This window comes from Streptomyces sp. NPDC051738 (genome assembly GCF_044453205.1).
GTDB lineage: Bacteria > Actinomycetota > Actinomycetes > Streptomycetales > Streptomycetaceae > Streptomyces.
This window is the reverse complement of sequence record NZ_JBITCM010000012.1, coordinates 198,426-224,480: the sequence shown is the minus strand read 5'-3', so window position 1 is coordinate 224,480 and position 26,055 is coordinate 198,426. Positions and strand designations below refer to the sequence as shown.

General features: G+C 72.1%; 27 protein-coding genes. 16 read left to right on the top strand and 11 right to left on the bottom strand.

Annotation, left to right across the window (positions count from 1 at the left end):
- Nucleotides 1–3: 3 nt before the first annotated feature.
- The 3 genes from ACIA8X_RS27690 to ACIA8X_RS27680 form a co-directional block, all read right to left on the bottom strand.
- Nucleotides 4–570, bottom strand: a complete 567-nt coding sequence (locus ACIA8X_RS27690) for a hypothetical protein (RefSeq protein WP_399459350.1) — start codon at nucleotides 568–570, stop codon at nucleotides 4–6.
- 320 nt (nucleotides 571–890) lie between these two features.
- Nucleotides 891–3,263: a PQQ-binding-like beta-propeller repeat protein gene (locus ACIA8X_RS27685; RefSeq protein ID WP_393452973.1), complete on the bottom strand. Its 2,373-nt coding sequence runs from the start codon at nucleotides 3,261–3,263 to the stop codon at nucleotides 891–893.
- Between the two features lie 225 nt (nucleotides 3,264–3,488).
- Nucleotides 3,489–4,256: a VOC family protein gene (locus ACIA8X_RS27680; protein WP_399459349.1), complete on the bottom strand. Its 768-nt coding sequence runs from the start codon at nucleotides 4,254–4,256 to the stop codon at nucleotides 3,489–3,491.
- A gap of 134 nt (nucleotides 4,257–4,390) precedes the next feature.
- Here ACIA8X_RS27680 and ACIA8X_RS27675 point away from each other — a divergent pair, with 134 nt between their 5' ends.
- On the top strand, nucleotides 4,391–5,026 hold the full coding sequence (locus ACIA8X_RS27675) for a TetR family transcriptional regulator (RefSeq protein ID WP_393453103.1): 636 nt from the start codon (nucleotides 4,391–4,393) through the stop codon (nucleotides 5,024–5,026).
- A 139-nt stretch (nucleotides 5,027–5,165) separates the two neighbouring features.
- Here the strand turns inward: ACIA8X_RS27675 and ACIA8X_RS27670 are convergent, their stop codons facing one another.
- Nucleotides 5,166–5,618 carry an Lrp/AsnC family transcriptional regulator gene (locus ACIA8X_RS27670; RefSeq protein WP_393452967.1) on the bottom strand — a complete coding sequence of 151 codons (453 nt, stop codon included), beginning with the start codon at nucleotides 5,616–5,618 and terminating at the stop codon, nucleotides 5,166–5,168.
- Between the two features lie 82 nt (nucleotides 5,619–5,700).
- Between ACIA8X_RS27670 and ACIA8X_RS27665 the strand changes: the two genes are divergently transcribed.
- Nucleotides 5,701–6,324 (top strand): LysE family translocator, encoded by a 624-nt coding sequence (locus ACIA8X_RS27665; RefSeq protein WP_393452964.1) that lies wholly within the window; start codon nucleotides 5,701–5,703, stop codon nucleotides 6,322–6,324.
- A 10-nt stretch (nucleotides 6,325–6,334) separates the two neighbouring features.
- Here the strand turns inward: ACIA8X_RS27665 and ACIA8X_RS27660 are convergent, their stop codons facing one another.
- Together ACIA8X_RS27660 and ACIA8X_RS27655 are read right to left on the bottom strand one after the other, a co-directional pair.
- On the bottom strand, nucleotides 6,335–6,808 hold the full coding sequence (locus tag ACIA8X_RS27660; protein WP_393452961.1) for a nitroreductase/quinone reductase family protein: 474 nt from the start codon (nucleotides 6,806–6,808) through the stop codon (nucleotides 6,335–6,337).
- Nucleotides 6,805–8,064 (bottom strand): acyl-CoA dehydrogenase family protein, encoded by a 1,260-nt coding sequence (locus tag ACIA8X_RS27655; protein ID WP_399459348.1) that lies wholly within the window; start codon nucleotides 8,062–8,064, stop codon nucleotides 6,805–6,807. Before ACIA8X_RS27655 ends, ACIA8X_RS27660 begins: the two co-directional genes overlap by 4 nt.
- 94 nt (nucleotides 8,065–8,158) lie before the next feature.
- Here ACIA8X_RS27655 and ACIA8X_RS27650 point away from each other — a divergent pair, with 94 nt between their 5' ends.
- The 3 genes from ACIA8X_RS27650 to ACIA8X_RS27640 all read left to right on the top strand — a co-directional run bounded on the left by ACIA8X_RS27650 (nucleotide 8,159) and on the right by ACIA8X_RS27640 (nucleotide 10,576).
- Nucleotides 8,159–9,331 carry a thiolase C-terminal domain-containing protein gene (locus ACIA8X_RS27650; protein ID WP_399459347.1) on the top strand — a complete coding sequence of 391 codons (1,173 nt, stop codon included), beginning with the start codon at nucleotides 8,159–8,161 and terminating at the stop codon, nucleotides 9,329–9,331.
- Nucleotides 9,332–9,451: 120 nt separating this feature from the next.
- Nucleotides 9,452–9,877: a pyridoxamine 5'-phosphate oxidase family protein gene (locus ACIA8X_RS27645; protein WP_393452952.1), complete on the top strand. Its 426-nt coding sequence runs from the start codon at nucleotides 9,452–9,454 to the stop codon at nucleotides 9,875–9,877.
- Between the two features lie 33 nt (nucleotides 9,878–9,910).
- Nucleotides 9,911–10,576: a pyridoxal 5'-phosphate synthase gene (locus ACIA8X_RS27640; RefSeq protein WP_393452949.1), complete on the top strand. Its 666-nt coding sequence runs from the start codon at nucleotides 9,911–9,913 to the stop codon at nucleotides 10,574–10,576.
- Nucleotides 10,577–10,604: 28 nt separating this feature from the next.
- Here the strand turns inward: ACIA8X_RS27640 and ACIA8X_RS27635 are convergent, their stop codons facing one another.
- The 4 genes from ACIA8X_RS27635 to ACIA8X_RS27620 are packed head-to-tail and all read right to left on the bottom strand — an operon-like array spanning nucleotide 10,605 to nucleotide 13,011.
- Nucleotides 10,605–11,477, bottom strand: coding sequence for a GNAT family N-acetyltransferase (locus ACIA8X_RS27635; RefSeq protein ID WP_399459345.1), 873 nt, complete (start codon nucleotides 11,475–11,477; stop codon nucleotides 10,605–10,607).
- 3 nt (nucleotides 11,478–11,480) lie between these two features.
- Complete coding sequence (locus tag ACIA8X_RS27630) at nucleotides 11,481–12,152, bottom strand: GNAT family N-acetyltransferase (RefSeq protein WP_399459343.1); 672 nt, start codon at nucleotides 12,150–12,152, stop codon at nucleotides 11,481–11,483.
- A 23-nt stretch (nucleotides 12,153–12,175) separates the two neighbouring features.
- Nucleotides 12,176–12,565 (bottom strand): Zn-ribbon domain-containing OB-fold protein, encoded by a 390-nt coding sequence (locus ACIA8X_RS27625; protein WP_393452943.1) that lies wholly within the window; start codon nucleotides 12,563–12,565, stop codon nucleotides 12,176–12,178.
- Nucleotides 12,565–13,011: a DoxX family protein gene (locus tag ACIA8X_RS27620; protein WP_399459342.1), complete on the bottom strand. Its 447-nt coding sequence runs from the start codon at nucleotides 13,009–13,011 to the stop codon at nucleotides 12,565–12,567. The genes ACIA8X_RS27625 and ACIA8X_RS27620 overlap by 1 nt, the downstream gene beginning before the upstream one ends.
- A gap of 172 nt (nucleotides 13,012–13,183) precedes the next feature.
- Between ACIA8X_RS27620 and ACIA8X_RS27615 the strand changes: the two genes are divergently transcribed.
- Nucleotides 13,184–14,806 (top strand): subtype B tannase, encoded by a 1,623-nt coding sequence (locus ACIA8X_RS27615; protein WP_399459397.1) that lies wholly within the window; start codon nucleotides 13,184–13,186, stop codon nucleotides 14,804–14,806.
- Nucleotides 14,807–14,963: 157 nt separating this feature from the next.
- Here the strand turns inward: ACIA8X_RS27615 and ACIA8X_RS27610 are convergent, their stop codons facing one another.
- A complete protein-coding gene (locus ACIA8X_RS27610) occupies nucleotides 14,964–16,355 on the bottom strand; it encodes an MFS transporter (protein WP_399459341.1) in 1,392 nt (463 codons plus the stop codon).
- A 371-nt stretch (nucleotides 16,356–16,726) separates the two neighbouring features.
- Between ACIA8X_RS27610 and ACIA8X_RS27605 the strand changes: the two genes are divergently transcribed.
- The 10 genes from ACIA8X_RS27605 to ACIA8X_RS27560 all read left to right on the top strand — a co-directional run bounded on the left by ACIA8X_RS27605 (nucleotide 16,727) and on the right by ACIA8X_RS27560 (nucleotide 25,998).
- A complete protein-coding gene (locus tag ACIA8X_RS27605; protein ID WP_393452934.1) occupies nucleotides 16,727–17,575 on the top strand; it encodes a 2-amino-3,7-dideoxy-D-threo-hept-6-ulosonate synthase in 849 nt (282 codons plus the stop codon).
- Nucleotides 17,572–18,765 carry a 3-dehydroquinate synthase II family protein gene (locus ACIA8X_RS27600; protein ID WP_399459340.1) on the top strand — a complete coding sequence of 398 codons (1,194 nt, stop codon included), beginning with the start codon at nucleotides 17,572–17,574 and terminating at the stop codon, nucleotides 18,763–18,765. Before ACIA8X_RS27605 ends, ACIA8X_RS27600 begins: the two co-directional genes overlap by 4 nt.
- Nucleotides 18,766–18,770: 5 nt before the next feature.
- Nucleotides 18,771–20,228 (top strand): class I adenylate-forming enzyme family protein, encoded by a 1,458-nt coding sequence (locus ACIA8X_RS27595; RefSeq protein ID WP_399459339.1) that lies wholly within the window; start codon nucleotides 18,771–18,773, stop codon nucleotides 20,226–20,228.
- Nucleotides 20,229–20,296: 68 nt separating this feature from the next.
- The gene (locus ACIA8X_RS27590) at nucleotides 20,297–20,572 is read left to right on the top strand and encodes an acyl carrier protein (protein ID WP_190197229.1); all 276 of its coding nucleotides are present in this window, start codon (nucleotides 20,297–20,299) and stop codon (nucleotides 20,570–20,572) included.
- Between the two features lie 8 nt (nucleotides 20,573–20,580).
- Nucleotides 20,581–20,844, top strand: a complete 264-nt coding sequence (locus ACIA8X_RS27585) for an acyl carrier protein (RefSeq protein WP_399459338.1) — start codon at nucleotides 20,581–20,583, stop codon at nucleotides 20,842–20,844.
- Entirely contained in the window at nucleotides 20,834–22,054 is a 1,221-nt protein-coding gene (locus tag ACIA8X_RS27580; RefSeq protein ID WP_399459337.1) for a beta-ketoacyl-[acyl-carrier-protein] synthase family protein, read from the top strand. Before ACIA8X_RS27585 ends, ACIA8X_RS27580 begins: the two co-directional genes overlap by 11 nt.
- Nucleotides 22,051–22,854 (top strand): hypothetical protein, encoded by an 804-nt coding sequence (locus tag ACIA8X_RS27575; RefSeq protein ID WP_393452919.1) that lies wholly within the window; start codon nucleotides 22,051–22,053, stop codon nucleotides 22,852–22,854. Before ACIA8X_RS27580 ends, ACIA8X_RS27575 begins: the two co-directional genes overlap by 4 nt.
- Nucleotides 22,841–24,514: a class I adenylate-forming enzyme family protein gene (locus ACIA8X_RS27570; RefSeq protein WP_393452916.1), complete on the top strand. Its 1,674-nt coding sequence runs from the start codon at nucleotides 22,841–22,843 to the stop codon at nucleotides 24,512–24,514. Before ACIA8X_RS27575 ends, ACIA8X_RS27570 begins: the two co-directional genes overlap by 14 nt.
- Entirely contained in the window at nucleotides 24,511–25,071 is a 561-nt protein-coding gene (locus ACIA8X_RS27565; protein ID WP_393452913.1) for a hypothetical protein, read from the top strand. Before ACIA8X_RS27570 ends, ACIA8X_RS27565 begins: the two co-directional genes overlap by 4 nt.
- Before the next feature lie 3 nt (nucleotides 25,072–25,074).
- The gene (locus tag ACIA8X_RS27560; protein WP_399459336.1) at nucleotides 25,075–25,998 is read left to right on the top strand and encodes an NAD-dependent epimerase/dehydratase family protein; all 924 of its coding nucleotides are present in this window, start codon (nucleotides 25,075–25,077) and stop codon (nucleotides 25,996–25,998) included.
- The last annotated feature ends 57 nt before the right edge of the window (nucleotides 25,999–26,055 follow it).

Here is a 26,055-nt window from a genome sequence, read left to right as displayed (position 1 = left end):
TCACTACGTGGTCGGGGCCTCGGGCTCGGCCCGGCAGTGGTCGACCTTCGCCACGAGGTCCGGGCTGGAGAGGTCCACCTCGACGCGCTCCATCTCGTTGCCGCCGACGAACGCCTTCTCGGTGCGCCGTTCCACCCGGCGGTTCTGGGCGTCGAGGAAGTCCACCGTCACGGCGAAGAACTTGGACGTGGAGTTGGGGTTGGTGACGGTGACCGTCGCGTAGGGCTGCCGCACGCTGGTGCAGGTGACCAGTTCCACGGTGGCGTCCCGGACCGGTGACGCCTTCGGCGTCGGCGAGTAGGCGCTGCCGCCACCGCTGCTGCTGCCACCGCTGCCGCTGCTGCTGTAGTCGTCGTCATCGTCGTAGTCGTGGTACGTCGAACCCGACGTCCCCCCGCTGGACGACGAGGTGTCGTGGTCCTGGCTGGAGCTGCTGCACCCGCCACCGCCACTACTGCTGCTGCCGTCGGAGCCGCCATGGCCCCGACTCTTGGAGGAGAAGCCCGTCAGCGCCAGGCCGACCAGTACCGAAACCGCGGTGAGTTTGAGAACGTGCCCCCGTCGATGCATGGCGATCACTTTAGCGAACGGCTGTCACGGTCATGTCACCGCGTGGCGACCTCCGTGTACCCGGCGTAGCGTCTGCGGTGCGAGCGGCGCGCACTGCCGCTCCCGGTAGCGACGGCCGCCGTCCGGACCCTTCCGTGCGCCGGTACGGCGGCCGTCACAAGCCCGTGGCCGAGCATGCCGGAGGAAAGCAGCAGCGCCTGATCAACGCCGCTGTGCGGCAACGCCCCAAGGGGCGCGGGGCTGCACCGACCATGCGGCTCCGCCGCGCGGGCGCGACCAGCCACAACGGCGCAGCGGACAAACGACGGCCGATCACCGCACTACCCGGCGGAGCGCGCCGTGCCCGTGCCCTTCTCCGCGTCCAGCGCGTAGACGCATCGGTCTTTGCTGCACGCGTACACGACGCCGTCCTTCACCACGGGCGACCCGGTGATCTCGCCGCCGGTGGCCAGCTTCCAGCGCAGGCGGCCGTCGTCGGCCTTCAGGGTGTAGAGCAGGTGGTCGGTGGAGCCGAAGTGGATCCGACCCTCGGCCACCGCGGGCGCGCCCACGATGTCGCCGCCCGCCTGGAAGCGCCACTTCGGCGTCCCGGTGACCGCGTCCAGCGTGTACAGGCCCTTGCCGCTGCCGACGTGCACATGGCCCGCGGCCACCAGCACCGGGTCGTTCGAGGACCGGGCCTCGGTGGCGATGCGCCAGCGGTCGCGGCCGTCGACGGCGTCCAGGGCGTAGACCGTGCCGAGGTAGTCGGCGAGGTACACACCTCCGCCGGTCACCGCGGGGCCCGGCACGAAGGCCGGCGGGCACAGGAAGACCGCCGGGGCCTCGAAGTGCCAGCGGACGTGACCGCTCGCCACGTCCAGCGACAGGACCCGCGTGCCGGCCGAGACGTACACATGGCCGTCCGGCGCCTGCGCCACCCGCACCGGGACGCCGCCGCAGGAGGCCGCGTCGCCGATGGGGTACGACCAGCGCTCGTCGCCGCTGCGGGCGTCCAGGGCGCGCAGGCGGGCGTCCTGCCAGACGTACACCGTGCCGTCGTACAGCGCCGGGCCGGCCTCGGGCGACTCGAAGTCGGTCTGCGCCCCGGTGATCTCCCACAGCTTCTGGCCGTTCGAGGCGTCCCAGGCCTGGACGCCGCCGCCGCGGGTGCCGGTGACGACGGTGCCGCGCTCGGCCTTGAGCGAGTAGACCCACGCGTCCGTCTGCAGACGCCACAGGTCGGCGCCCTCCCTGCTGTCCAGGGCGAACAGGGTCGGGCCGTCGGAGGCGTGGATACGGCCGTCCGCGACCGCCATCGACCAGGCCACGTCCCGCGTCTTGAAGCTGCGGCGGCCGGTTGCCACGTCGAGGGCGTGCACCTCGAAGGAGGTGACGTAGACGAGGTCGTCGGCGACGGAGGGGGTGCCCCAGACGTCGTTCGACATGCGGAAACGCCAGGGGCGCCAGCCGGCCGCCGGCTCCGGGGGCAGGGGCGGGACGGCCGGTACGGCAGGGCCCACGGCGGGGCCGGTGCCGTTGACGCCGGGGCGGGGTTTGGACCAGGAGGCGACGAGGCCGGCCTCCGGCGGGGGCGCCTGCATGGCGGCGGCGCGGGCGTCGGAGACGCGGGGGCCGGGGCCGATGGGGACCGCGGCGCCGGCCAGCCGTACGGGGCCGGTGTCGGGGGCGCCGACCGGGACGGGCTGCGGGCCGGGGACGACCGGGTCGTGCGCGGGCGGGGGCGGGACGGGCGCGGGGGCCGGGGCGATACGGCCGCCGCTGCGGCCCGAGGACGACGGGGGCTTCGCCGCCGGTCTGCCGCCGCGCCGCGACTCGATCAGGCCCACCGCCCGCTCGGGCAGCCACGCGGACGCCGTACCGCTGTCGTCGGAGCCGGAGCCGAAGAGGTGCGGGGCGAGCTGGGCCTGGAGGTCGGCGGGGTTGGGGCGGGCGGTCGGGTCCATCTGCATACAGGACTCGATCAGCGGGCGCAGCTCGTCCGGGAGGCCTTCGAGGTCCGGGCCCTCGCGGAGCAGCATGAAGACCGTCTCGACCGGGTTGGCGCCGTGGAAGGGCGGGTGTCCGGTGGCGGCGAACACCAGCATCGAGCCGAGCGAGAAGACATCGCTGGCGCCGGTGACGCTGCGGGAGTCCTTCGCCTGCTCCGGCGACATGTAGGCGGGGGTACCGACGGCGACGTTCGTCATCGTCAAACGCGTGTTCGAGACGCCGGACGCGATACCGAAGTCGATGACGCGGGGGCCGTCCTCGACGACGAGCACGTTGGACGGCTTGAGGTCGCGGTGGACGAGCCCCGCGCCGTGGATGGACTGGAGGGCCTCCGCCACACCCGCCGCCAGCCAGCGCACCGCCTGGGCCGGGAGCGGCCCGCACTCGTTCACTATCTCTTCGAGGGAGGGCGCGGGGACGTACGCGGTGGCCAGCCACGGCACGGCGGCACGCGGGTCGGCGTCGACGACCGCGGCCGTATAGAAGCCGGAGACCGCCCGGGCCGCCTCCACCTCACGCGTGAAGCGGACGCGGAACAGCTGGTCCTCGGCGAGCTCCGTACGGACCGTCTTGATCGCCACCCGCCGGCCCGAAGCCGAGCGCGCGAGATAGACCAGCCCCATACCGCCGGCGCCCAGCCGTCCGAGCACCTCGAACGGCCCGATCCTGCGCGGATCGTGCTGCGTCAGCTGATCCACCACTTGCCTGCCACCTCCCCGTACGGGCCCCGTCACCCAGATATGTACGCGACCCCGTGCAGCGTCTCACCACCGCACCGCCTTGGCGGCACGCACCCCGATTCTTCCTGTCCGAGGGCGTGGTTGCGAACCCAAGGGCGGAACGGGGTGTCTTGGGACAAAACCACACTCGGGCACCCGACGGAAAGCGCAGGTTCGCATGTTGGGACGCCCGAGGTAAGAGTGAGGTCAGACTTCCGGGGCCGCTCGGCGCTCCAGCACCGCGAAGGACGCCCCCTGATTGTCGGTGAGCACGGCGACCGTCCCGTACGACGTTTCGAAGGGCGGCACCTGGACCCGCCCGCCGAGCCGGGTCACCGTGCCGAGGGTCTCCGTACAGTCCGTCACCTGGAAGTGGACGACGAAGTGGGGCGGCATCATCTCCGAGAAGCGCTCCGCGACCGCAGCCCGCCCGAAGTCCGGCTTCGCGTCCGGCCCGAACAGGGCGTCGGCGAAGAGCTTGCCGTAGAAGGCGTTGGCGACCTCGGTGTCCCGGGCGTACAGCTCGACCCAGCCGAAGGTGCCGGCCTCGTGCCGGCGGCCGAAGCCCTGGTGCTCGCCCGCCTGCCAGAGCCCGAAGACGGCGCCCTCCGGGTCGGTGACCAGCGCGGCCCTCCCCAGTCCCGCCCCGATCTCCACGGGCGAGGTGACCACCTGCCCCTCGGCCTCCCGGATCCTCCTGACCAGGGCTTCCGCGTCCGGGGTGGCGAAGTACACCGTCCACACGGTGGGAAACCGCCCGTCCGCCTTGCGGGCGAGCGAGGCGACGGGCTCGCCGTCCAGCCGGGCCAGCACGGTGGAGTCGTACGCCTCCTCGAAGTCCCACCCGAAGAGCTCCCCGTAGAAGCGCTTGCCCGCCTCCACGTCGGGCAGCTGGGCGTCCACCCAGCACGGGACGCCCTCCGCGTACCCCTCCCCGTTTCCCGTTCCGTCTGCGGATGCCCTGTTTTCGGCCATGTCGTCAAAGTAACGGCCTCTCACGCAACCCGCAGACCAGGCACACCCGCCTCCGTATCCTCGTGCACCCCATTTGCAGTCGGCCGAATCGCGCCCCGATCACGCCTCGGTAAGCTGACGGCATGACAGGACAAGTGCGTACCGTCGACGGCCGCGTGGCCGGCCGGCGTGGGCAGGCGACCCGGCAGAAGCTGCTCGACTGCCTCAGCGAGATGCTCAGCTCCTCCCCCTACCGGGACGTCAAAGTCATCGATGTCGCCCGGAAGGCGGGGACTTCACCCGCGACCTTCTACCAGTACTTCCCGGACGTCGAGGGCGCCGTCCTGGAGATCGCCGAGCAAATGGCCACCGAGGGCGCCGGGTTGACCGAGCTCGTCGAGGGCCGCAGCTGGGTCGGCAAGGCGGGCTGGCAGACCGCCCAGGAACTCGTCGACGGGTTCCTGGAGTTCTGGCGCCGCAACGACGCGATCCTCAGGGTCGTCGACCTCGGGGCGTCCGAGGGCGACAAACGCTTCTACAAACTCCGAATGAAGATCCTGAACACCGTCAACAACTCCCTTGCGGAAGCCGTCACTCAGCTGCAGGCCAAGGGCAAGGTCGACAAGGACGTCAACCCGGCCGCGGTCGCGGGTTCGATCGTCGCGATGCTCGCGGCGGTGGCCTCGCACCAGAAGGGCTTCCAGACATGGGGCGTGAAGCAGGCTGAACTCAAGCCGAACCTCGCGCTGTTGGTGCATCTGGGCGTGACCGGGAAGAAGCCGACGAAGTAGCGCCGGGCGGCCGACGGTTCGGTCGCCGGGTTCCCAAGTCCTGTCTTGTCGGCGGCGGTTCACACGTGTGCCCACCGCCTGCCGCTCATTGCGGCCCCTTGCCTCTCTTGCCCCTCTTGCCTCTCTTGCCGCCCTGGCCTCAGCCGGGTAGCGGCCGGTCCTTCACCACGTGCTTCATCACCAGCGTCGACGTGAGCCGCTGCACCCCCGGCAGCGTGGCCAGCCGCTCGTCGTAGAGCCGCTGGTAGGCACCGAGGTCGGCGGCGACGACCCGCAGCAGATAGTCCGGCTCCCCGAACAGCCGCTGCGCCTCCAGCACCTCCGCGACCTCGCCGAGCGCCCGCTCGAACTCGGCGACGGTGTCCCGGTCCTCCTGCCGCATGGAGACGAAGACCAGCGCCTCGAAGGTCAGCCCGACGGCGGCCGGGTCCACGACCGCGCGGTACCCGCTGATGGCGCCGGCCCGCTCCAGCTCCCGCAGCCGCCGGTGACACGGCGAGACGCTCAGCCGCACCCGCGCGGCCAGCTCGGTCACGGTCAGCCGCCCGTCCTGCTGAAGTTCGGCAAGAATCTTTCTGTCCACGTCGTCCATGAGGCAGATCTTCCCTCAGAAACGGCGATCATGGGCAAACTTCGACAACACTTTCGAGCCATTCCCGCCTAATGTCCCCATCATGGACTCCGGACTGCTCCTCTCCTTCCTCGCCATCGACCTGCTGCTGGTCTGCATACCGGGCGCCGACTGGGCGTACGCGATCTCCGCCGGGCTGCGCGACCGCTCACCGGTGACGGCGGTGGCGGGCCTGGTCGCCGGGTACGCGCTGCACACGGTCCTCGCGGTGGCCGGACTGGCGGTGCTGGTGGCGGGCGAGCCGGCGCTGCTGACCGCGCTGACGGCGGCCGGCGCCGCATATCTGGTGTGGCTCGGCTGGGGCGTGCTGCGCAGGCCGGGAACGCCGGGGGCGGCCGAGGAGCCCGTCGCCGCGAGCCCGGCCCGCGCCTTTCTGCGCGGTGCCACGATCAGCGGCCTCAACCCCAAGGGCCTGCTGCTCTACCTCTCCGTGCTGCCGCAGTTCCTGGTGACCAAGGGCGACCATCTGCCGATCCCCGCCCAGACCGCCGTACTCGGCCTGCTCCACATGGCGTGCTGCGCCGCCGTCTACCTGACGGTGGGCCTGGCGGCCCGCGCGGTCCTCGGCGCCCGCCCGGCGGCGGCGCGGGCGGTCGCGCGCACGTCGGGGGCGGCGATGCTGGGGATCGGCGCGTTTCTCCTCGTACAGCGCCTGGCGACGCTGTGACCCTACGGCGCTATGACCGGCGGACGATCCTGAAGAGCCGGATCTCCCGCTCCACCCGGGCCTGATACGTCGCGTACGGCGGCCAGAACGCGAGCGCGGTCTTCCATACGGCCGCCCGCTCCCCGCCCTCCAGCAGCCGGGCGGTGACCGGGATGTCCCGGCCCTTCCAGCTGACCTCGGCGTCGGGGTGGGCGAGGAGGTTGTGGGTCCAGGCGGGGTTACCGGTGCGGCCGAAGTTCGAGCCGACGAGGATCCAGGAGCGCCCGTCCTCCTCGGGCATGCAGGCGAGCGGCGTACGGCGGGACAGTCCGCTGCGGGCGCCGGTGGAGGTGAGGATCACGCCGGGCAGCATCTGGGCGCTGAGCAGCACCTTTCCACGCGTGAGCCGGTGCACGGCACGGTCAAGGGCGGGGATGACATGCGGGGCGACCTTGGCGAAGCCCCGCGTCGAGGACACCTTCTGTACGACCCGTACGCCGATCACACCGCCACCTCCCGTGCCTCTGACGTCTCGAAGAGTCGTGCCGCGTCGGCGGCGTGCGCCCGAAGCCGGTGCACCGGGCCGAAGAGCAGCTCGTCGCCGGCGGCCCGCTTGAAGTACAGGTGGGCCTCGTGCTCCCAGGTGAAACCGATGCCGCCGTGGAACTGGATGCCCTCGGCGGACGCGGTTCGGAGTGCTTCGAGGGCCTGCGCCAGCGCGAGGCGCTCCGCGGGGGGTGCCGGGATATGCCGGTGGTTGTGTGCGGGTTCGTTGTGGCTGGTCGCGCAGTTCCCCGCGCCCCTAAAGGGCGTTGTCGCCCAGGCTGCGTAATATGCCGCCGATCTTGCTGCTTGCACCGCCACGTATACGTCCGCCAGCTTGTGCTTCACCGCCTGGAAGGAGCCGATCGGGCGGCCGAACTGCTCCCGCTGTTTGACGTACTCCACCGTCCGTTCCAGTACCCGGTCGGCGGCGCCCACGGCCTCGCAGGACAGTACGGCGGCGGTCACCTGCCCCGCAGCCGCCAGCGCACCCAGCACGTCAGCGGCCTCCTCCCCCAGCAACTCGGCTTCCACATCGCGGAGTTGGACGCGTCCCTGCGGTCGGGTGGTGTCCAGTGCGGTCTGTCGTACCCGTACGACACCCGCCGCCTCCCCCGCCACCAGGAACAGCAGCGTCCGCGATCGGGCGAACCCCCCGGCGTGCGCGGCGACCAGCAGCAGCCCCGCGCTGTGCCCGTCCAGCACCTGGTCGGCCTGCCCGTACAGCCGCCAGCCGCCTTCCACCCGCCGCGCCTGCACACCCCCGGCGCGCCCGCCGCCGGCCCAGTCGCCGCCGTTGTCGCCGGTCAGGGCGAGGGCGGCGGCGAGCGCGGGGCCGGGGACGGCGAGGGTGGCGGTCAGGGTGCCGGAGGCGAGGCGGGGCAGCAGTGCGGTGCGCTGGGCCTCGGTGCCGAGGGCGGCGATCAGCGGTGCGGTGAGGACGGCCGTGGCGAGCAGTGGAGAGGGGGCCAGCGCCCGGCCGGTCTCCTCGCAGGCGAGGGCGAGTTCGGTCGCCGAGCAGCCGACACCGCCGTATGCCTCGGGGAGGGCGAGTCCGGGCAGGCCGAGCTGTTCGGCGAGGGCGGTCCACAGGGCGGGGTCGTGCCCGGCCGGGGTGTCGACGGCCGCGCGCAGCTCGCGGGGGCCGCAGCGGCTGTGGAGCAGCTCGCGGAGGGTGCGGCGGATCTCGTCCTGCTCTGGGGTGAAGCTGGCGTCCATGGGTTCTTCCCTCCGGCTCTTCCCTCCAGATCTGACGGGCCGTCATATTAGGAGGGTCGCAACGAGATGCCCAGAGGTTGGAGGCCCTCCTCTCATGACTCCCGCGAGCCGGAAAGTCGCCGCGGTCGGGGTCGCCCTCGCCGACTGCGGTCGGGTGGACGACGCGACCCCGTACGCCCTGCACGCCCAGGCGGCCCGCCGCGCCCTGGCCGACGCGGGCCTGGACCGGGCGGTGGTGGACGGCTTCGCGTCCGCCGGCCTCGGCACCCTGGCGCCCGTCGAGGTGGCGGAGTACCTGGGCCTGCGCCCCACCTGGGTCGACTCCACCTCCGTAGGCGGCTCGACCTGGGAGGTCATGGCGGCGCACGCGGCGGACGCGATAGCGAGAGGGCACGCGAACGCCGTGCTCCTCGTCTACGGCTCGACGGCCCGCGCGGACATCAAGGCAGGGCGGAGGACCGGCAATCTGTCCTTCGGCTCCCGGGGCCCGCTGCAGTTCGAGGTCCCCTACGGCCACACGCTCATCGCCAAGTACGCCATGGCCGCCCGCCGCCACATGCTCGAACACGGCACGACCATCGAGCAGTTGGCGGAGGTGGCGGTCCAGGCCAGGGCGAACGCCGCGCTGAACCCCGAGGCCATGTTCCGCGCCCCGATCACCGTGGACGACGTCCTGTCGGGCCAGATGATCGCGGACCCTTTTACCAAGCTGCACTGCTGCATCCGCTCCGACGGCGGGGCGGCGGTACTGCTGGCCGCCGAGGAGTACGTACGGGACTGCCGTACGGCCCCGGTGTGGATCCTCGGCACCGGCGAGCACGTCTCGCACGCCACCATGTCCGAGTGGCCCGACTTCACGACGGGCCCGGCAGCGGTGAGCGGCCGCCTCGCCTTCGAGCGGGCCGGGGTGCGCCCGGAGGAGATCGACTTCGCCGAGCTCTACGACGCGTTCACCTACATGACCCTGGTGACCCTGGAGGACCTGGGCTTCTGCGGCAAGGGCGAGGGCGGCGCCTTCGTGGAGAAGGGACGCCTGCTGGTGCGGGGCGGCGAGCTGCCGGTCAACACCGACGGGGGCGGCCTCTCGGCCCAACACCCCGGCATGCGGGGCCTGTTCCTGCTCGTGGAGGCGGTACGACAGCTGCGGGGCGAGGGCGGGGAGCGGCAGGTGCGGGGGCGGGACGGGGAGTTGCCGCGCCTGGGGGTGGCTTCGGCGACCGGGGGGTGGTTCTGCTCCTCGGGGACGGTGGTGCTGGGGCGGGGGTGAGGGGGGCGACGTGTGATCGGGGCGGCCGGACCTCGTGCCGGGTTCGGGAACACGTACCCCCGAGTCCGTGTTGTGCTGCAGCGAAGGCCATCGGCGACCGAACCCCTGGAGGTGTCCGCAATGGCCCTGACCCGGGAAGAACGTGAACAGTTCCTGGCCGAGCCGCATGTCGCCGCGCTGGCGGTCGACGCGGGTGCGGGGCGTGCTCCGCTGACCGTGCCGATCTGGTACCAGTACGCGCCCGGTGGTGACATCTGGATCATGACCGGGCCGGACACCCGCAAGAACCGGCTGATCCAGGCGGCAGGCCGGTTCTCCTTGATGATCGACCGGCTCGAACCCACCATCCGATACGCGTCCGTCGAGGGGCCTGTCATCAAAACGGCCCCCGCCACCCTCGAACACCTCCGCGAGATCTCCGCCCGCTACCTGCCGGCCGAGAAGGTCGACGGCTATGTCGACTTCGCCTCGAAGAACCACGGCGAGCAGGTCGTCATCCATATGCGGCCCGAGCGGTGGGTGTCGTCCGACCTGGGCCAGGTGTGAGCCGATCTCGACCCCGCACCTGACAATCGGGGCATGGGAACAGATCTTCATGAGCTGCTGAGGTCGCTGCGGGTGTGGGACCCGGCGGTCACCGAGCTGTCGGCCTTCGAGCCGGCCGCCGCACCCGACGAACCGCTCGCCCTCTTCACGGCCTGGTTCGCGGAGGCGGTCGCGGCCGGGCAGGTGGAGCCGCACACCATGTCCCTCGCCACGGCCGACGAGGAGGGGCTGCCGGACGTGCGGACCGTGATGCTGCACGGTGCCGACGCGTCCGGCTGGTCCTTCGCGACGCATGCCGGCAGCCGCAAGGGACGTCAGCTCGCCGCACGGCCGTACGCGGCCCTCGGTTTCTACTGGCCCGCGCAGGGCCGTCAGGTGCGGGTCCGCGGGTCGGTCACGAGCGCCCCGTCCGTCGCGTCCCAGGCCGACCTGCACGCCCGCTCGACCGGCGCGCTGGCGGCGGCGCTGACCGGGCGGCAGAGCGAAGTCCTGTCGTCGGTGGAGGAGTTGGCGCGGGAGTCGCAGGCCGCCTGGGAGCGGGCCCAGCGGGAGCCGGACGCCCCGGTCCCGTCCTGGACGCTGTACCGGCTCCGCGCCGACGAGGTCGAGTTCTTCCAGGGCGACGCGGCGCGACGGCATGTGCGGCTCGTCTACCGGCGTACGGAGGAGGGGTGGGACAAGGGGCTGCTCTGGCCGTGAGCCGTACGTGCCGTCGCCCCCCGGGCGGTCAGAAGCCTCGGCTGCCCCGGAAGTCGTACGCCGTGAAGTCGGACACCGCGCGGTACCCGATGCGCTGGTAGAGGCTGTTGCTGGTCTGGTTCGCGAGGTCCGTGAAGAGCAGCAACTCCCGCACCCCGGAAGCGAGCACGGCCCGGCTGACCTGGGCGGTGACCGCGCCCGCGTAGCCGCGTCCGCGCAGGTGGGCCGGGGTGTAGACGGGGGCGACCCGGACCTGTCCTGCGACCACCGGGGTCACGCCGGCCATGGCGAGGGGGGTGCCGTCCTCGCCCTCCCAGAGGGTGACGCCGCCGTAGGCGATCCGTGAGTCGGCCCAGCCGCCGGCGTCACGGGCGGCGTGATCACCGACGGCGTCGATGAACTCGCCGTACCAGCGCGCCAGTAGCTCCCGGTCCTCCTTGCCCGCGATCCGCGCCCGGCCCGCCGGAACGGGCTGCGGAACGGTCAGGTTCCCCAGCCGGTACAGGCGTTGCCGCTGGGTGACGGTGCCCCGGACGCCCGTGTGCCGGCGCCAGGCGGCGCTGAAGGCCTCGGCGGTCTCGCTGGCCGCGAGGACACCGGGGACCTGCTGGCCGAGGGCTATCAGGTGGGCGGCGAGGGAGTCCGCCTCGTCGGAGGTGAGCGGGGTGACGTTCAGCCGGTAGGGCGGGGTGCGGAAGTAGGCGGCCCGTACCTGTCCGCCGACCTCCAGCACGCCGAAGACGGGCGGCTCGTCGCCGTAGGCGCGCAGCCCGCTCGTGCGCAGCGACTCGGTCACCGTCAGGGCGACGGTGTGCAGATCGGGGCGTGAGCGCAGGAAACCTCCGGCGTGGGCGAGAAAGCCGGTGAGATCCTGGGTGCAGTACCAGTCGTCCGGGCGCATACCTCATGATCCCGCGCCCGGGCGGAGGTTGTGCGCCCTTTTCCGCCGTGGACACCAAGCCGACACAAGAGCCCACCCCCGGACGGGGGTTGAGGGGCGCGGGTTCAGGGTCCGGCGGGCCCACAGGTTGACGTCCGCGGCCTTCGGCCTACACCTCGACGTCCGGATCCTCCGCCAGTCGCGCGTGCAGATGCATGTCCCGGTAGGCGTCGTGCCGTCCCGCCTCCCACGTGGTCGAGTTCGAGGCGGTGCAGGCCCAGGCCCGGCTCGTGAGGGCCCAGCGGGCGACGAGGGAGAGCGCGTGCGTGGCGACGCGACGGCCGCGGCCTCGGGAAGAACCCAGTAGCCGACGCGAGCGGAGCCGACGACCCGGTTGATGACGTTGACGCCGATGTGTCCGAGGGGTGCGCCGGTCGTCGCGTCGGTGACGCAGTACGGCGCCGAGGTGCCCTCCGCCGCGTTCCGTGCCACGTCACACAGGGAGTCCCGGGCGCTGTCGAGGTCCGTGGTGATCCGCAGCGGGGTGTTCCAGCGCCGGAACTCGGGATCGGTGCGCCCTCGGAACCAGACGTCGACGTCGGCCTCGGGCTCCGGGTCCCAGGGGCGCAGGCGCAGACCGTGGCCATGCAGGTCGGGTAAGGCGTGGAGGGAGGGTCGTATGCCGGCGTGAGTCATGCGGTCATTGAAGCGCGCGTCGGTCACCCGACAGGGCGGAACACCGGCACCCCGCCCCGGAAGACGACCCCCAGCTCCATCCCGCCCCGCAGCCGCCCCGCGTCCGCGCACTCCACGACCTCGGTCATCATCCGCGGCCCCTCGGCGAGTTCGACGACCGCGGCGACGTACGGCGTCCGCTCCCCGAAGGGCGGCAGGTCGTTGCGGTGCACGACGGACCAGGTGTAGAGGGTGGCCCGGCCGCTCGCCGGCTCCCAGTCGACGTCCTCGCTCCAGCAGTGGGGGCAGAACTCCCGGGGGTAGTGGTGGGCCCGGCCGCACGCCCGGCAGCGCCGGACGAGGAGCCGTCCCTGCGCGGCGGCGTCCCAGTAGGTCTGCGTGAAGGCGTCGGCCTCCGGCAGGTCGTACCGCATCAGAACAGCCCCAGCGCGCTGTCCACCGACCACGACTGCCAGGACATCCCGAACAGCGCGACCAGCGAGATCAGCGCCATCATCGAGTTCTGCCCCTGCTCGGCCCAGTCGTGGATCATCAGGGCGAAGTAGAGGCCGTTGAGCAGCAGCCCGCCGACGAGGGCGATCGGGGTGAGGAACCCGAGGATCAGCCCGAGGCCCAGGGCCAGCTCCGCGTACAGGACGACGTACGCCATGGTCCGCGGCCGGGGCGCCACGACCACCTCGAAGCCGGACCGTACGGCGTTCCAGCGGTGCTTGCCCGCCACGTCCGCCGCCCAGGCGATTCCCGACCCCTCGAACCAGCTCTTCTTGTCCTTGTGCCGCCAGCTCTCCAGCCACCACAGCCCGAGGCCTATGCGGAGCACGGCCAGCCATTCCGCACCTGTGAGCCAGATCGCATCCATGGATCTGACGGTACGTCAGATAAAGGGAGCCTGACAATCGCCTGTGCGTCCCCGATGAGTCCACAGAATTGTTGGCAATCTTGTCCGCACTCCGGCTAGGTTCGCAGACGCAGGCCGAGACCACGAGGAGCCGGACGTGAAGCACAGGGCAGTCAAGCGCAGGAGCGTTGTCATGGGGATCGGGGCGACCGCCGGGGTCGCCGCGGTCGGGGGCATAGCCCTGAGCGCGCAGGCGTCGAGCGGCACGGGCGGTGGGTCGGGGGCCGCGTCGTCGGACGCCCTGGTCTTCGACAAGGACGCCTACACGACCCTGACGACGACCATCACCGACGCCGACGGCGCCGAGCACGAGGTGGAGTACCGCTTCTACAAGGCGATCACCTACGTCACCAAGCCGGTCGACGAGGCGTACCAGAGCCTGAACGTCAGCGTCCCCGTCAAGATCGACGGGGCGGCCGTGGACGCGTCCGCCGCCCCGATCCTGTTCGCCAACGCGGTGGGCGGTTACATGCCGTCGTCCGTGGCGGACGCGACGGGCGTGGGCGGGGGCGGGACGACGGGCATGCCGGGCGGCGGGGCGGGGGGCGGCGCGCCGAGCGCCTCGGCCTCCCCCAGCACGTCGGCGTCGAGCGGCTCCGGCGAGGTGGCCTCCGGCGGCAACGGCATGGTGAACGGCCAGGGCGAGATGGTCAGCCTCCCGAAGCTGGCGCTCGCGGCCGGGTACGTCGTCGTCGAGCCCGGCGCCCGCGGTCGTACGCTCAAGAACTCCTCCGGCGAGTACTACGGCGTCGCGCCCGCCGCAATCGTCGACCTCAAGGCCGCCGTCCGCTACGTGCGGTTCAACAAGGGCCGTATCCCCGGCAACGTCGACCGCATCGTCTCCTCCGGCACCAGCGCGGGTGGCGCCCTGTCCTCCCTGCTCGGGGCGTCCGGCGACAGCCCGCTCTACGACAAGTACCTCGCCGAGATCGGCGCGGCCGACGCGAGCGACGCCATCTTCGCGACCGGCGCCTGGTGCCCGATCACGGACCTGGAGCACGCCGACGGCGCGTACGAGTGGAACTGGGGCTCCAACGCGACGAGTTCGGGCTCGCAGGTCGACCAGACGGTGTCGAAGGAGCTGCGGTCGCAGTTCGCCGAGTACCAGGCGTCCCTCAGGCTGCGGGGCCTGGGCGGCTTCGGCGCGCTCACCGCCCGCAACTACGACGCGTACCTGGTCAAGCAGTACCTGGAGCCGTCGGCGACGAAGTACCTCGCGGCGCTGTCGGACGCGGACCGCGCGTCGTACCTGGCCGCGAACACCTTCATCACCTGGTCCGGCGGCAAGGCGGCCTTCTCCTGGGCCGACTTCCTCACCCACGTCGGCGCCCGCAAGAAGTCGACGCCGGCCTTCGACGCCTTCGACCTGTCCGCGGGCGAGAACAACCTCTTCGGCAAGGGCACCACGCAGGCCCGCCACTTCACCCTCTACAGCCTGCGCCACGAGAGCGGCAGCAGTGCTCGCCTGGACAGCGACCTGCCCGAGACGCTGCGCCTGATGAACCCGATGCCCTTCCTGGTCGAGAAGGCCAACCCCAAGCGCACCAAGCACTGGTGGATCCGCCTCGGCACCAAGGACTCCGACACCTCCCACACCGTCTCCGCCAACCTCGCCGCCGCCGCGAACGGCCTCGGCGACGAGGTCAGCCACCTCTACTACTGGGACGAGGGCCACGGCGCGAACTCGGACCCGGGCGACTTCGTCAAGTGGATCGCCCGGATCAGCGGCAGCGGCCACAAGGCCAAGAGGAAGTAGTCCGCCTACGGCCCTTGCGGGCCCCACGGACGCGGTGCCGGTTTCCCGTCATACCCCGGCCACCGCCCACGACGCCGAGCCCGGCGCAACGTCAGGAGTCAGGGCTCGGCGTCGTGCTGTGTCGGCGTTGTGCCGAGTCGTCGTTTGAGCTGTGGCGTCAGGCGTCGAACTCGTGGTCGCGGGTCTCCGGCAGGGCCAGCAGACACAGGAGGCTCAGCAGGCAGAGGCCGCCGGTGTAGAAGCCGAGGACGAGGGGTGAGTTCCAGGTGCTGTTCAGCCAGGTGGCGACCAGTGGGGCGAAGCCGCCGCCGAGGGTGTTGGCGAGGATGAAGGCCGCGGAGGCGCCGGTGTAGCGCAGCCGCGCCGGGAACAGCTCCGGGAGGAAGGCCGCCACCGGGGAGAACATCAGCGCGAGCAGGGCGAGTCCGACCGTGTAGGCGCCGGTGATCACCCAGGCGTCACGGGAGCTCAGCGAGGCGTACATGGGCACCGCCCACAGCACGCTGCCCACGGCCCCGGTCAGCATCACCGGGCGCCGGCCGATCCGGTCGGCCAGCCTGGCGGCCGGGAGGGTGACGGCGATTCCGGCCGCCGCGCCGACGCTCGCGGCGGTCAGCATCGTGTTCTGCGGGATGCCGAGTTCCTTCGGACCGTACGACAGGCTGTAGACGATCGTCAGGTAGTAGACGGCCGAGCCGCCCAGCGCGGCCCCGATGCCGAGCAGCAGCCGGCCGGGGTGCCTGGTGAGAAGCGTGCCGAGCGGGAAGCGGGACGTGGGCGCGGGCGCCTGCGCCTTCTCGTGTGCCGGTGCCGGTGCCTGCGCCTTGGCCGACGCCTCCGTCGGCGGCGTGAACAGCGGTGACTCGGAGACCGTCGACCGCACCCACAGGCCGACCACGACGAGCACGGTGCTGAGCAGGAACGGGATCCGCCAGGCCCAGTCGGTGAAGCCGTCCCTGCCCGCGAGGTTCAGGGTGGGCAGGATGACCGCGCTGGACAGCAGGAAGCCGAGCGAGGGGCCGATGTTCGGGATGGACGCGTACAGCGCACGGCGTCCGGGCGGTGCGTGCTCCGCGGCGAGCAGCACCGCACCGCCCCACTCGCCGCCCATGCTCACGCCCTGCAGCAGACGGAGCGTCACCAGCAGGACGGGGGCGAGGACTCCGACGCTCTCGTAGGTGGGGAGCAGTCCTACGCCGACCGTCGCCACGCCCATCAGCAGGAGGGAGGCGACCAGGGCCCGGCGGCGGCCGAGGCGGTCGCCGATCGTCCCGAAGAGCGCGACGCCGAGGGGGCGGGCGACGAAGGCCGCCGCGAAGGTGAGGAACGCGGCCAGCGAGGAGACGGTGGCGTTGCCGGAGGGGAAGAAGGCGGGGCCGAGGACGAGTGCGCTGGCGGTGCCGTACACCGCGAAGTCGTAGTACTCGATCGTCGTGCCGACCAGGCTCGCGGCGGCGACCCGCGGCGCGTTGGCCCGGGTGGTACCGGGCGGCGCCGGCGGTGGGGACGGGACGATCACGGGCGCGGCTTGGGACGGTAATTCGGGCATGGGGAATCCATTCCGACGGGGAGTGGAAGGCACCCTAAACCCGGGAATTCTATTTCGACAAGGAATTCGACGACGGAGTTATTTACACGCGTGACCGTCGATGAAACGCCCGATGCCGTTATGAGTTCGGACAGATCACCCCAATGCATAGAACTACACCAGAATATGCACCCCGCCAGGGCGTCAACCCCCACCACCTGTCAACTCACTGTCAATATTCATGCACGCTCCGGCATGAATATTTGCCAGCCGTTACACCTTGCCAACGACTGATCACTCGCGGAATGCTGACCTCCAAGGGAACTTGAAAGTTCTACGACCATCGATTTTCGGACATTGGAAGGACCACGGACGGGGAAGGCACATTACCCATGCTGAAAACCGGCAAGTTATTTCGCTTGAGAAGACTTTCGCTGGCCGGGGACGGCCGGCATCTTCTCGTGCCGCTCGACCACAGCGTTTCGGACGGCCCGATCGTCCCCGCCGACAAGTGGGACGACCTGTTGCGCGCGCTGGTGGACGGCGGGGCCGACGGGGTCATCGTCCACAAGGGACGTGCCCGCGCCTTCGCGCCGGACATCCTCAGAAACTGCGCGCTGGTGGTGCACCTGAGCGCCAGCACCGCCCACTCCGCCGACGTGCACGCCAAGGTCCTGGTCGCCGACGTCGAGGAGGCGCTGCGGCTCGGTGCGGACGCGGTGAGCGTCCACGTCAACATCGGCTCGGACACCGAGGCCCAGCAGCTCGCCGATCTCGGCGCGGTGGCGCGTTCCTGCGACGCGTGGGGCATGCCGCTGATCGCGATGATCTACCCGCGCGGCCCCCGGATCACGGACCCGCGCGACCCGGCCCTGCTCGCGCATCTGGCCAATGTGGCCGCTGACCTGGGCGCGGACATGGTGAAGACCTCCGTCGCCCTGCCGCTGGAGCGGATGGCCGAGGTGGTGGCGGACAGCCCCCTCCCGATCCTCGCGGCCGGGGGACCGCCGGACGGCTCCGACCTCGTCGAGTACGGCACCGCGGTGATGGCCGCCGGCTGCCGGGGGCTGGCCATCGGCCGCCGGGTCTTCTCCGCCCCGTCCCCCCGCGAGCTGGTGTCCCGGCTGGCGGCCGTGGTGCACGGCGGCGTCCCGGGCACCGCCGGGGCGGGCGGCCTGAGCACGAGTTCTCCCACCAGTCCCCCCACCAACTACTCGACGATCGTGGCAGGTGTCGCATGAGGTTCGCATGGATCGATCTGCGTGAGGTCCCGGCACGGCAGATCCAGGCGGTAGTGGACGCTGCCGTCCACGCCCGGATGGCCGGGGTACTCTCCGCCGACGCGAAGCTGCTCGGCACGCTGCCCCCGACCGTCACCCGGATCCTGGCCGACGACGGCCCGGCACCGGCCGCCGCCCCGAAGAAGCCGGGCGGCAAGGAGGCGAAGTCCGCCGCCGAGGCCGACCCCGGTAACTCCCCGTCCGCTCCCGGCGCCGACGTCCTGCTGCGGAAGTTCACCACCCAGCACGAGCTCGACGCCCTCGCCGCCGACCACCGCACCGGCACCACCGGCGCTCCCGGCACCCCCGTCGCCGGCTTCGTCGACGTACGGGACGACCGCACCCTGCAGCTGTCGTGCACGGGCGCCATGGCGCTGCCGTACACCGTCATCCACTTCGCCGATCCGACCAAGATCCCGCTGGAGATCGTGCTCGCCGCGGCCGAGTCGGCCGAGGGCAAGCTGGTGACCGTCGTGGACGGCCTGGAGGAGGCGGCGATCGTCTTCGACGTGCTGGAGCGCGGCTCGGACGGCATCCTGTTCACGCCCCGCGGCGCCGACGACGTGTTCGCCCTGGCGCGGCTGCTGCAGGCCACCACACCCCAGCTGGAGCTGTCCACGCTGACCGTGGAGAGCATCCGGCACGTCGGGCTCGGCGACCGGGTCTGCGTGGACACCTGCTCGCACTTCGAGGAGGACGAGGGCATCCTCGTCGGCTCCTACTCCTCCGGGTTCGTGCTGTGCTGCTCCGAGACCCACCCGCTGCCGTACATGCCGACCAGGCCGTTCCGGGTCAACGCCGGTGCCCTGCACTCGTACACCCTCGGCCCCGACAACCGCACCAACTACCTCAGCGAGGTCGGCTCCGGCACCGCCCTGCTCGCGGTCGGCGCCGACGGGCGCACCCGACGGGTGGTGGTCGGACGCGCCAAGCTGGAGTCGCGGCCGCTGCTGGAGATCCGCACCCACGCCGAGGACGGCGGGCTGGTCAGCCTGACCGTGCAGGACGACTGGCACGTCCGGGTGCTCGGCCCGGGCGGCAAGGTCCTCAACGTCACCGAACTCCAGCCGGGTGACGAGCTGCTCGGCTACCTGGCCACGGACAAGCGCCATGTAGGCCTGCCCATCGGCGAGTTCTGCAAGGAGGTCTGAGCCCCATGGGCGAACTCGCGGCGCACCTCACGCACCACACGGCTGACGGGCCCGACGACGGCATGACCTCCCTCGTCCGAGGACTCTTCGACGCGCACGACGACGCACTCCCCTACCTGGCCCACCGCCAGGAGCTGGTCACCCGGGGCGAGTTACGGGACCGGGTGGCCAAGCAGGCCGCGGTCTTCGCCGGATACGGCATCGGCGCGGGCAGCACCGTGGGCCTGCGGACACCGCCCAGCTTCACCCAGGTCGAGGTGCTGCTCGCGCTGTGGCGGCTCGGCGCCCAGGTGCTGCTCTTCGACTTCCGGCTCAAACCGGCGGAGGTGGCCGCGCTGTGCGCCACGTGCCGACCGCAGTTCATGGTCAGCGCGGGGGTCAACGTCCGGGCGACGTTCGGTTTCCGGTCCGAGTACGAGGTCGTCACCGAGCGCCTCGGCGGCGGTCGCCCGGCCGGCACCGGCCACCGGCTGGTCCAGTTCAGCTCGGGCTCCACCGGGCGGCCGAAGGTGATCGGCAGGACCGCCCGTTCCCTCGCCGCCGAGGTGGACCGGTTCACCCGCGTTCCGGGCATGCCGGGCGCCGGCGACAGGCTGCTGCTGCTCAGCTCGACGGCGCACAGCTTCGGTCTGATCGCCGGGCTGCTGCACTCGCTCGTGGCCGGGGTCCGCGTCGTCTTCGCCCCGCGGATCTCCGCCCGCGACATCCTGCGGACCGCGGTGGAGCACCGGATCACCACCCTGTTCGGGGTGCCCATGCACTACGAGCTGCTCGCCGCCGCCTCCGATCCCCCCGCGCTGCCCGAGCTGCGCGTCGCGGTGTCGGGCGGCGAGCTGATGCCCCCGCAGGTCGCGGCGCGGTTCGCGCAGCGGTACGGGATCGCGGTCGGCGAGTCCTACGGCACCACGGAGACCGGTGTGGTCGCCATGGACGCCCGCGGCACCCTGGCCCGGCCGGCGGTCGGCCCGGCCGCGCCGGGTGTGGTGGTACGGGAGCACCGGGGCGAACTGGACGTCGCCCTCGAGGAGTCGCCGTATCTCTTCGACTCCGGCGGCACCCAGTACGCGGACGGCTGGCTGCACACCCGGGACCGGGCCACGGTCGACGCCTCCGGGACGGTGCTGGTGCACGGCCGCGCCGACTCCCTCGTCGTGATCGGCGGCCTCAAGGTGGACCTGTCCGAGGTCGAGAACGTCCTCCGCGAGCATCCTGCCGTCCAGCAGGCGGTCCTGGTCCACGAGGGCGTGACCGAGGCGTACGTCGCGGTGGCGGACGGGGCCGAGCGGCCGTCGCCGGAGGAACTGCTGCGCTGGTGCCGGGAACGGCTGGCCGACTACAAGCTGCCGCGGCTGATCCGGGTGCTGGAGGCCCTGCCCCGCACGTCCAACGGGAAGCTGCTGCGGCAGGCGGCGGTGCTTCAGGCGGCTGTGCCGCAGGCGGCCGTGGCGGACGGCGGTTCCTAGCCCGGGCGCCGCCCGCGCCTTCACCTCATCCTTCCCTCCTTTCGACCCCTCACGTGGAGACACCGATCATGAGTACGTCGACCCTGGAAGACGAGATCCGCGAGTTCGTCCTGACCGCGGTCATCGACGAGATGAACGTCCTGCTGAGCCGCGACGGCATCACGGACGACAGCCCGATGACCGTCGGCGGGCTGGAAGTGGACTCGCTGAGCCTGATCGAGCTGACGATGCGGCTGGAGTCGCGGTTCGGCGTGGAGATACCGGACACCGACATCGAGCCGCTGGCCTCCCTGACCCTCGGCGGACTCGTCGCCGAGGTGATCCGGCGCGGTGCGAAGGCATGAGTGAAGGCATGAGTACGGCCACCTTCACCACCGACTCCGTCCGCGAACTGCTGTCGGACCGCAACGTCTTCCCTGGACTGCCCGACGACCTCGGCGAGGACGCCGAACTGGTCCTGGACTCCCTCGGGTTGGTGTGGCTCCTGCATGTGATCGAGGAGCGCCACGGCCTGGTCGTGGAGCCCAGCGACGAGGAGATCTCCGGGCTCACCTCACTGCGGCGGCTCACCTCGTACCTGCGTGCCGTCGAGGAGGGCGGCCACGATGAGCGGTAGCGGCGAGATGCGCGGTGGCGGCGAGGTCACGGTGACCGGATTCGGGGTGCGCACGGCGTTCGGCAACGGCGCCGACGCCGTGCGGCGCGGGGTCTTCGCGGGAGTCCCCGCGTTCGCGCCCACCACCCGGTTCGACACCGGCCCGTACCGTACGCCGATGGCGGCCGCCGCCCCCGACGGCCCCGAAGCGGTCGAGCAGTGGGCACTGCGCCACGCGCTCGCCGAGTGCGGTACGCGGGCCCTCGACATGGCGGGGCTGGGCACGGGCACCCGGGCGGCGGTCCTGCTCGGCGTCGCGGGCGACCACACGAGCGTCACTCGGTACTGGCGCGGTGCCGGTGTGGGCGAGGGCGACACCGACACCGGCGCGGGCGCCGCGGCCGACCGGGCCGCCGACGCCGCACCCGCCCGGCTCACCGAACTGCTCGCCGTACGCCTCGGGTTGACCGGACCGCGGCTGACCTTCACCAACGCCTGTGTCGCCTCCGCCGCCGCGATCATCCACGGCTGCCGGCTGATCTCCTCCGGGCGGGCCGACGTGGCGGTCTGTGGCGGCGGTTACCTGGTGGAGGAGGAGACCTTCGGGAAGTTCGACTCCGGCCGTGCGCTGTCCAAGGACGGCATGGTGCGCCCGTTCAGCGCGGACCGCAGCGGGCTGCTGCTGGGCGACGGGGTCGCGGTCGTCGTACTGGAGTCCGCCGAGCACACCCGGCGCCGGGGTGGCAGGGCGCTGGCCTCGGTGGTGGGCTGGGGCGCGGCCACGGACGCCCACCACATCGCCCAACCGCACCCTCAGGGAGCGGGGTTGGCGCGGGCGGCGCGGCAGGCGCTGCGGCTGGCCGGCGATCCGGACGGGGCTGCCCTCGACTACGTCAACGCCCATGGCACCGGCACCAAGTACAACGACGGCGCCGAGACCCGCGGCCTGCGCGCCGCCTTCCCGGACCGGGCGGAGTCGATACCGGTCAGCTCCACCAAGAGCACCACCGGCCACCTCCTGGAGGCGGCGGGCGTCGTGGAGTTCGTGATCACGCTGCTGGCCCTGACGGACGGCGTACTGCCGCCGACCGCCGGATTCACCGCGCCGGACCCGGAGTGCGACCTCGACTACGTGCCGAACCGGCCGCGCCGGGCCGATCTGCGCCGGGCGCTCACCGTCAACGCCGCGTTCGGCGGCGCCAACACCGCACTCGTGCTGGAGCGGCCATGACGACCGGCGAGAAGTCCCCGCTGCGGGCCCCTCTCGGCATCCTCACCTCGGCGACCGCCACCCACGGCGCCGGCAGTGACGGCGACATCCCGCTGCCGAGGCTGCCCGGCTTCGTGGAGTCCGCGTTCAGCCCGCTGGCGTACGAGGTGAGCCGGCAGTGCCTGACCGAGCGGCCGGGTGACGGCTCGCGCACTGCCGTCGTGCTGGCCAGTCTGCTGGGCGACACCACCACCGCCGACCTGGCCAGCACGCGCATGGTCTCCGGCAAGGTGCACAACCCGCTGCTGTTCATGCAGGCCACGCCCAACTCCGTACTGGGCCACACCAGCCGGGAGTTCGGGATCACCGGGCAGATGTTCAGCATCTCCACCGTCGACGACCCGGTCACCGAACTGCTGGCCATGGCGGATCTGCTCCTGGAGGACCCGGAGCTGGACCGCGTCCTGGTGCTGGGCGTGGAGCTGGGCGGCGGAGAGCGGGTGGCCGTCCTGCGGCGGGAACTGACCGCCGACGGCACCCCTGACCTCCCCGCGTCCGCGGGCCTGGCGGCGGCGGCGCTGCTCGGCCGCCCAGGCGCCGACGTACCAGTGACGATCCAGGCGGCCGAGACACCCGCACCCGGGGCCGTCGACCGTCCCGGCGGCATACAGGGCCTGTTCGACCTGGCCGCCGCCCACCGACGGCTGCTGCGGGACGGCGGGAGCCAACTCCTGTCCGGCCCCAGCGCGTTCGTCCTCACCGCTGATAGCGCTGATACCGCTGATACCGCCGACGAGACGGAGACCCATGCTCATCAGTAGGCAGGAGCGGGCGCGGATCTGCTCCGACACCGAACTGGGCGCCGGCAACCTCCTGGACCGCCTGAAGGCGTACGGCCGCCCGCTCGACGAACCCGTCCTGCGCACGGACGGCACCTGGCGGGCGCCCGACGGCAGCCGCCCCGAGGTGCTGACGCTCGGCGAGTTGTACGAGGTGGTCGAGACGTACGCCGGTTGGTACGCCGCCCACGGTGTACGGCCCCGCGACCCGGTCGCCCTCCACTCCTACTCCAGCGCCGAGTTCGCGGTGAACTTCCTGGCGCTGACGTCCCTCGGCGCGATCCCGTCGTTCGTCAACGGCAATCTGGCCCCGGAGATCGCCCGGGAGTACGTACGCCGGCAGGGCGCGACCGGTGCGTTCACCGACGACGCCCACCGGGAGGTGCTCGCGGACTCCGGCCTCGGCTTCCACGTCACCGCCGCCGACATCCGCCCGGAACATCGGGCGTCGCTGCCGCCGTCGTACCCGTACCGGCACGACCCGACCGACCCGGTGCTCATCTCGCACTCCTCCGGCACCACCGGCATGCCCAAGGGCGTACCGCACACCCACCGCACCCTGATGTACGCCCAGTTGCACCGGCTGCGCTACTCCACCGGCACCGACATGGAGCGCACCCTGGTCGGGCTGCCGGGCGCGCACAACGCCATGGTGGCGACGCTGCTGTACTGCCTGCTGCTGCGCACCGACATCAAGCTGCTGTCCAGCCAGCGCGGCGCGGACGTCCTGGACGCCGTCGAGGAGTTCCGGCCGACCACCGTGCTGGGGTTCGCCTCGACCTTCGGCGAGATGGCCGCCGAGGACCTGACGAAGCGCGATCTGTCCAGCGTGCAGGTGTGGTTCAACACCGGGGACGCGGCGCACGAGGCGCACATCCGCGCCCTGGTGGCGCACGGCAGTCACCAGAAGATCGGCCGGGACCTGCGCCGCGTACGGGTCGACGGCTCGGTCTTCGTGGACGGGCTCGGCTCCTCGGAGGCCGGCTACTCCGTCTTCCACAACCGGCACACCAAGGACACCGACGCCTACTCGCGCCGTATCGGCAAACCGATCAGCTTCGCCGAGGCCGCCGTACTGTCGGAGGACGGCACCCCGCTGCCGCCCGGGCAGATCGGCCGCCTCGGCCTCAAGTCCCCGACGCTCACGCCCGGTTACTGGAACGACTCGCTGACCTGGAACCGGATGCGGCTCGGCGGCTACTGGCTCACCGGGGACCTCGCCCACCAGGACGAGGACGGCAACTTCTACCACCTCGACCGCGCGCCGGACGCCGTCCGCACCCGGGCCGGCATCGTCTTCAGCACCCGCACCGAGGAACTCCTGCTGGCCGAGCTGCCCGAGCTGGCCGACTGCACGGTCGTCGGGGTCGCCCCGGACGGCGTACGGGCGGACTGGGACGGCGACGGAGAGGGCGAGGCATACGCGCTGCTCCAGCTGGCCGACGAGGACGCGGCGGCGGACGGTGCCGGCGGCGACGCGGCATGGACCGAGCGCGTCAACTCCGTCCTGTCGGCCGCCGGATACCCCCCGGTGCACCGGGCCCTGCGCATGAAGCCGGACGACGTGGCCAAGGGCGCCACCGGCAAGGTTCTCAAACGAGTGATGCGCGACAGGTTCGCCGCCGAGGAGCAGCACGCATGAGCAGCACGAGTACAGCCGACGGCGACGGCGTCAACCACCGCGCCCGGGCGAGTGAGGCGTACCGACTGTGGTGGCAGCACGACGCCAACTGGTACCAGGGCGTGGCCGCGCGGTTCGGGCAGGAGGCCGCCAACGAGCTCAACGCCGAGGCGCTGCGCAAGGTCGCCCTGCACGTCGCGCAGCGCGTCGGCCGCCTCTCCGGCCCGCTCCCCGACACCGGTGACACCCGCAAGGACCTGGAGGAACTGCGCCGCCGCTACGACGACTGCGGTGACCGGATGTTCCCGCCGGAGCTGCGCAACGCCTCCACCGAGGTCGAGGACGACGACCTGATCGTGCTCACCCTGAAGCGGAGCTTCGCCGTCACGATGGTGCGGATGGCCGGTTCGCTGGACGGCTACCGCTGCCCGTGCACGGACATCCACGCGGGCTGGTCGGAGGGGCTCGGCGTGACCCTCACGGAGAACCGTGCCGAGAGCTGCCTGAAGGACGGCGACAAGGCGTGCCGTCTGCTGATGCGGGTCGCCACGCCGCTGACCGCCGGCGGGGAGGGCTGACGTATGCGTGTGCTGGTCGCCGGTGCCACCGGCGTGGTCGGACATCCGCTGGTCGGCGCGCTGCGGGCGCGGGGCCACGAGGTGAGCGCACTGGTCCGGGACGCGTCGCGGGCCCCGGAGGCGGACCGGGTCGTGGTCGCCGACGCCCTCGACCGCGAGGCGGTGCTGTCGGCGGTGTCGGCCGCCCGGCCCGAGGTGGTCGTCCACCAACTGACGGCGCTACGGCTGCTGCGCGACGACCCTCCGGAAGCCTTCGCGCAGACCGCACGCCTGCGCACCGAGGGCACCGCCCACCTGGTCGAGGCGGCCCGCGCGGCCGGCGCCCGTCGGCTGGTCGCGCAGTCCATCGCCTTCGCCGCCGCACCGCAGGGCCCACCGGTCCTCGACGAGGACGCCCCGCTGTACGTGGACGCCCCGGACCCCGGCTGGGCCGCCACCGTGCGGGCCGTCGCGGAGCTGGAGCGGCTGGTGTCGGGCAGCGACCTCGCGGGGACGGTCCTGCGGTACGGCACGCTGTACGGCCCCGGTACCGGGTACGCCCGGGACGGCGGGACGGCCCTTCGGGTGCTGGCCGGGAAGCTCCCGCTGCCGGAGGGCGGCGCCGGAATCACGTCGTTCCTGCACGTGGACGACGCGGTGCAGGCGGCCGTAGCGGCCGTAGCGGCCGTCGAGTCCGAGGCGACCGGCTGCTTCCACGTAACGGACGACGACCCGGCCCCGGCCGCCCAGTGGCTCCCGCACTACGCCCGCACACTCGGCGCCCCACCCCCACGCGCCCTCCCGGCAGCGCTCGCGCCCCGGCTGCTGGGCTGGTTCCTGACCCATCAACTGACCACGGCACGCGGCGCGACGAACGCCCGGGCCCGCACGGCACTGGGCTGGAAGCCGCTACGGCCGAGCTGGCGCGACGAGTTGGGCCGGGAATGAGCGGGCGGGGAGCGTCTGGGGCGGGAGCCACCACGCCGGGAAAAGCTGGGCCGGAAG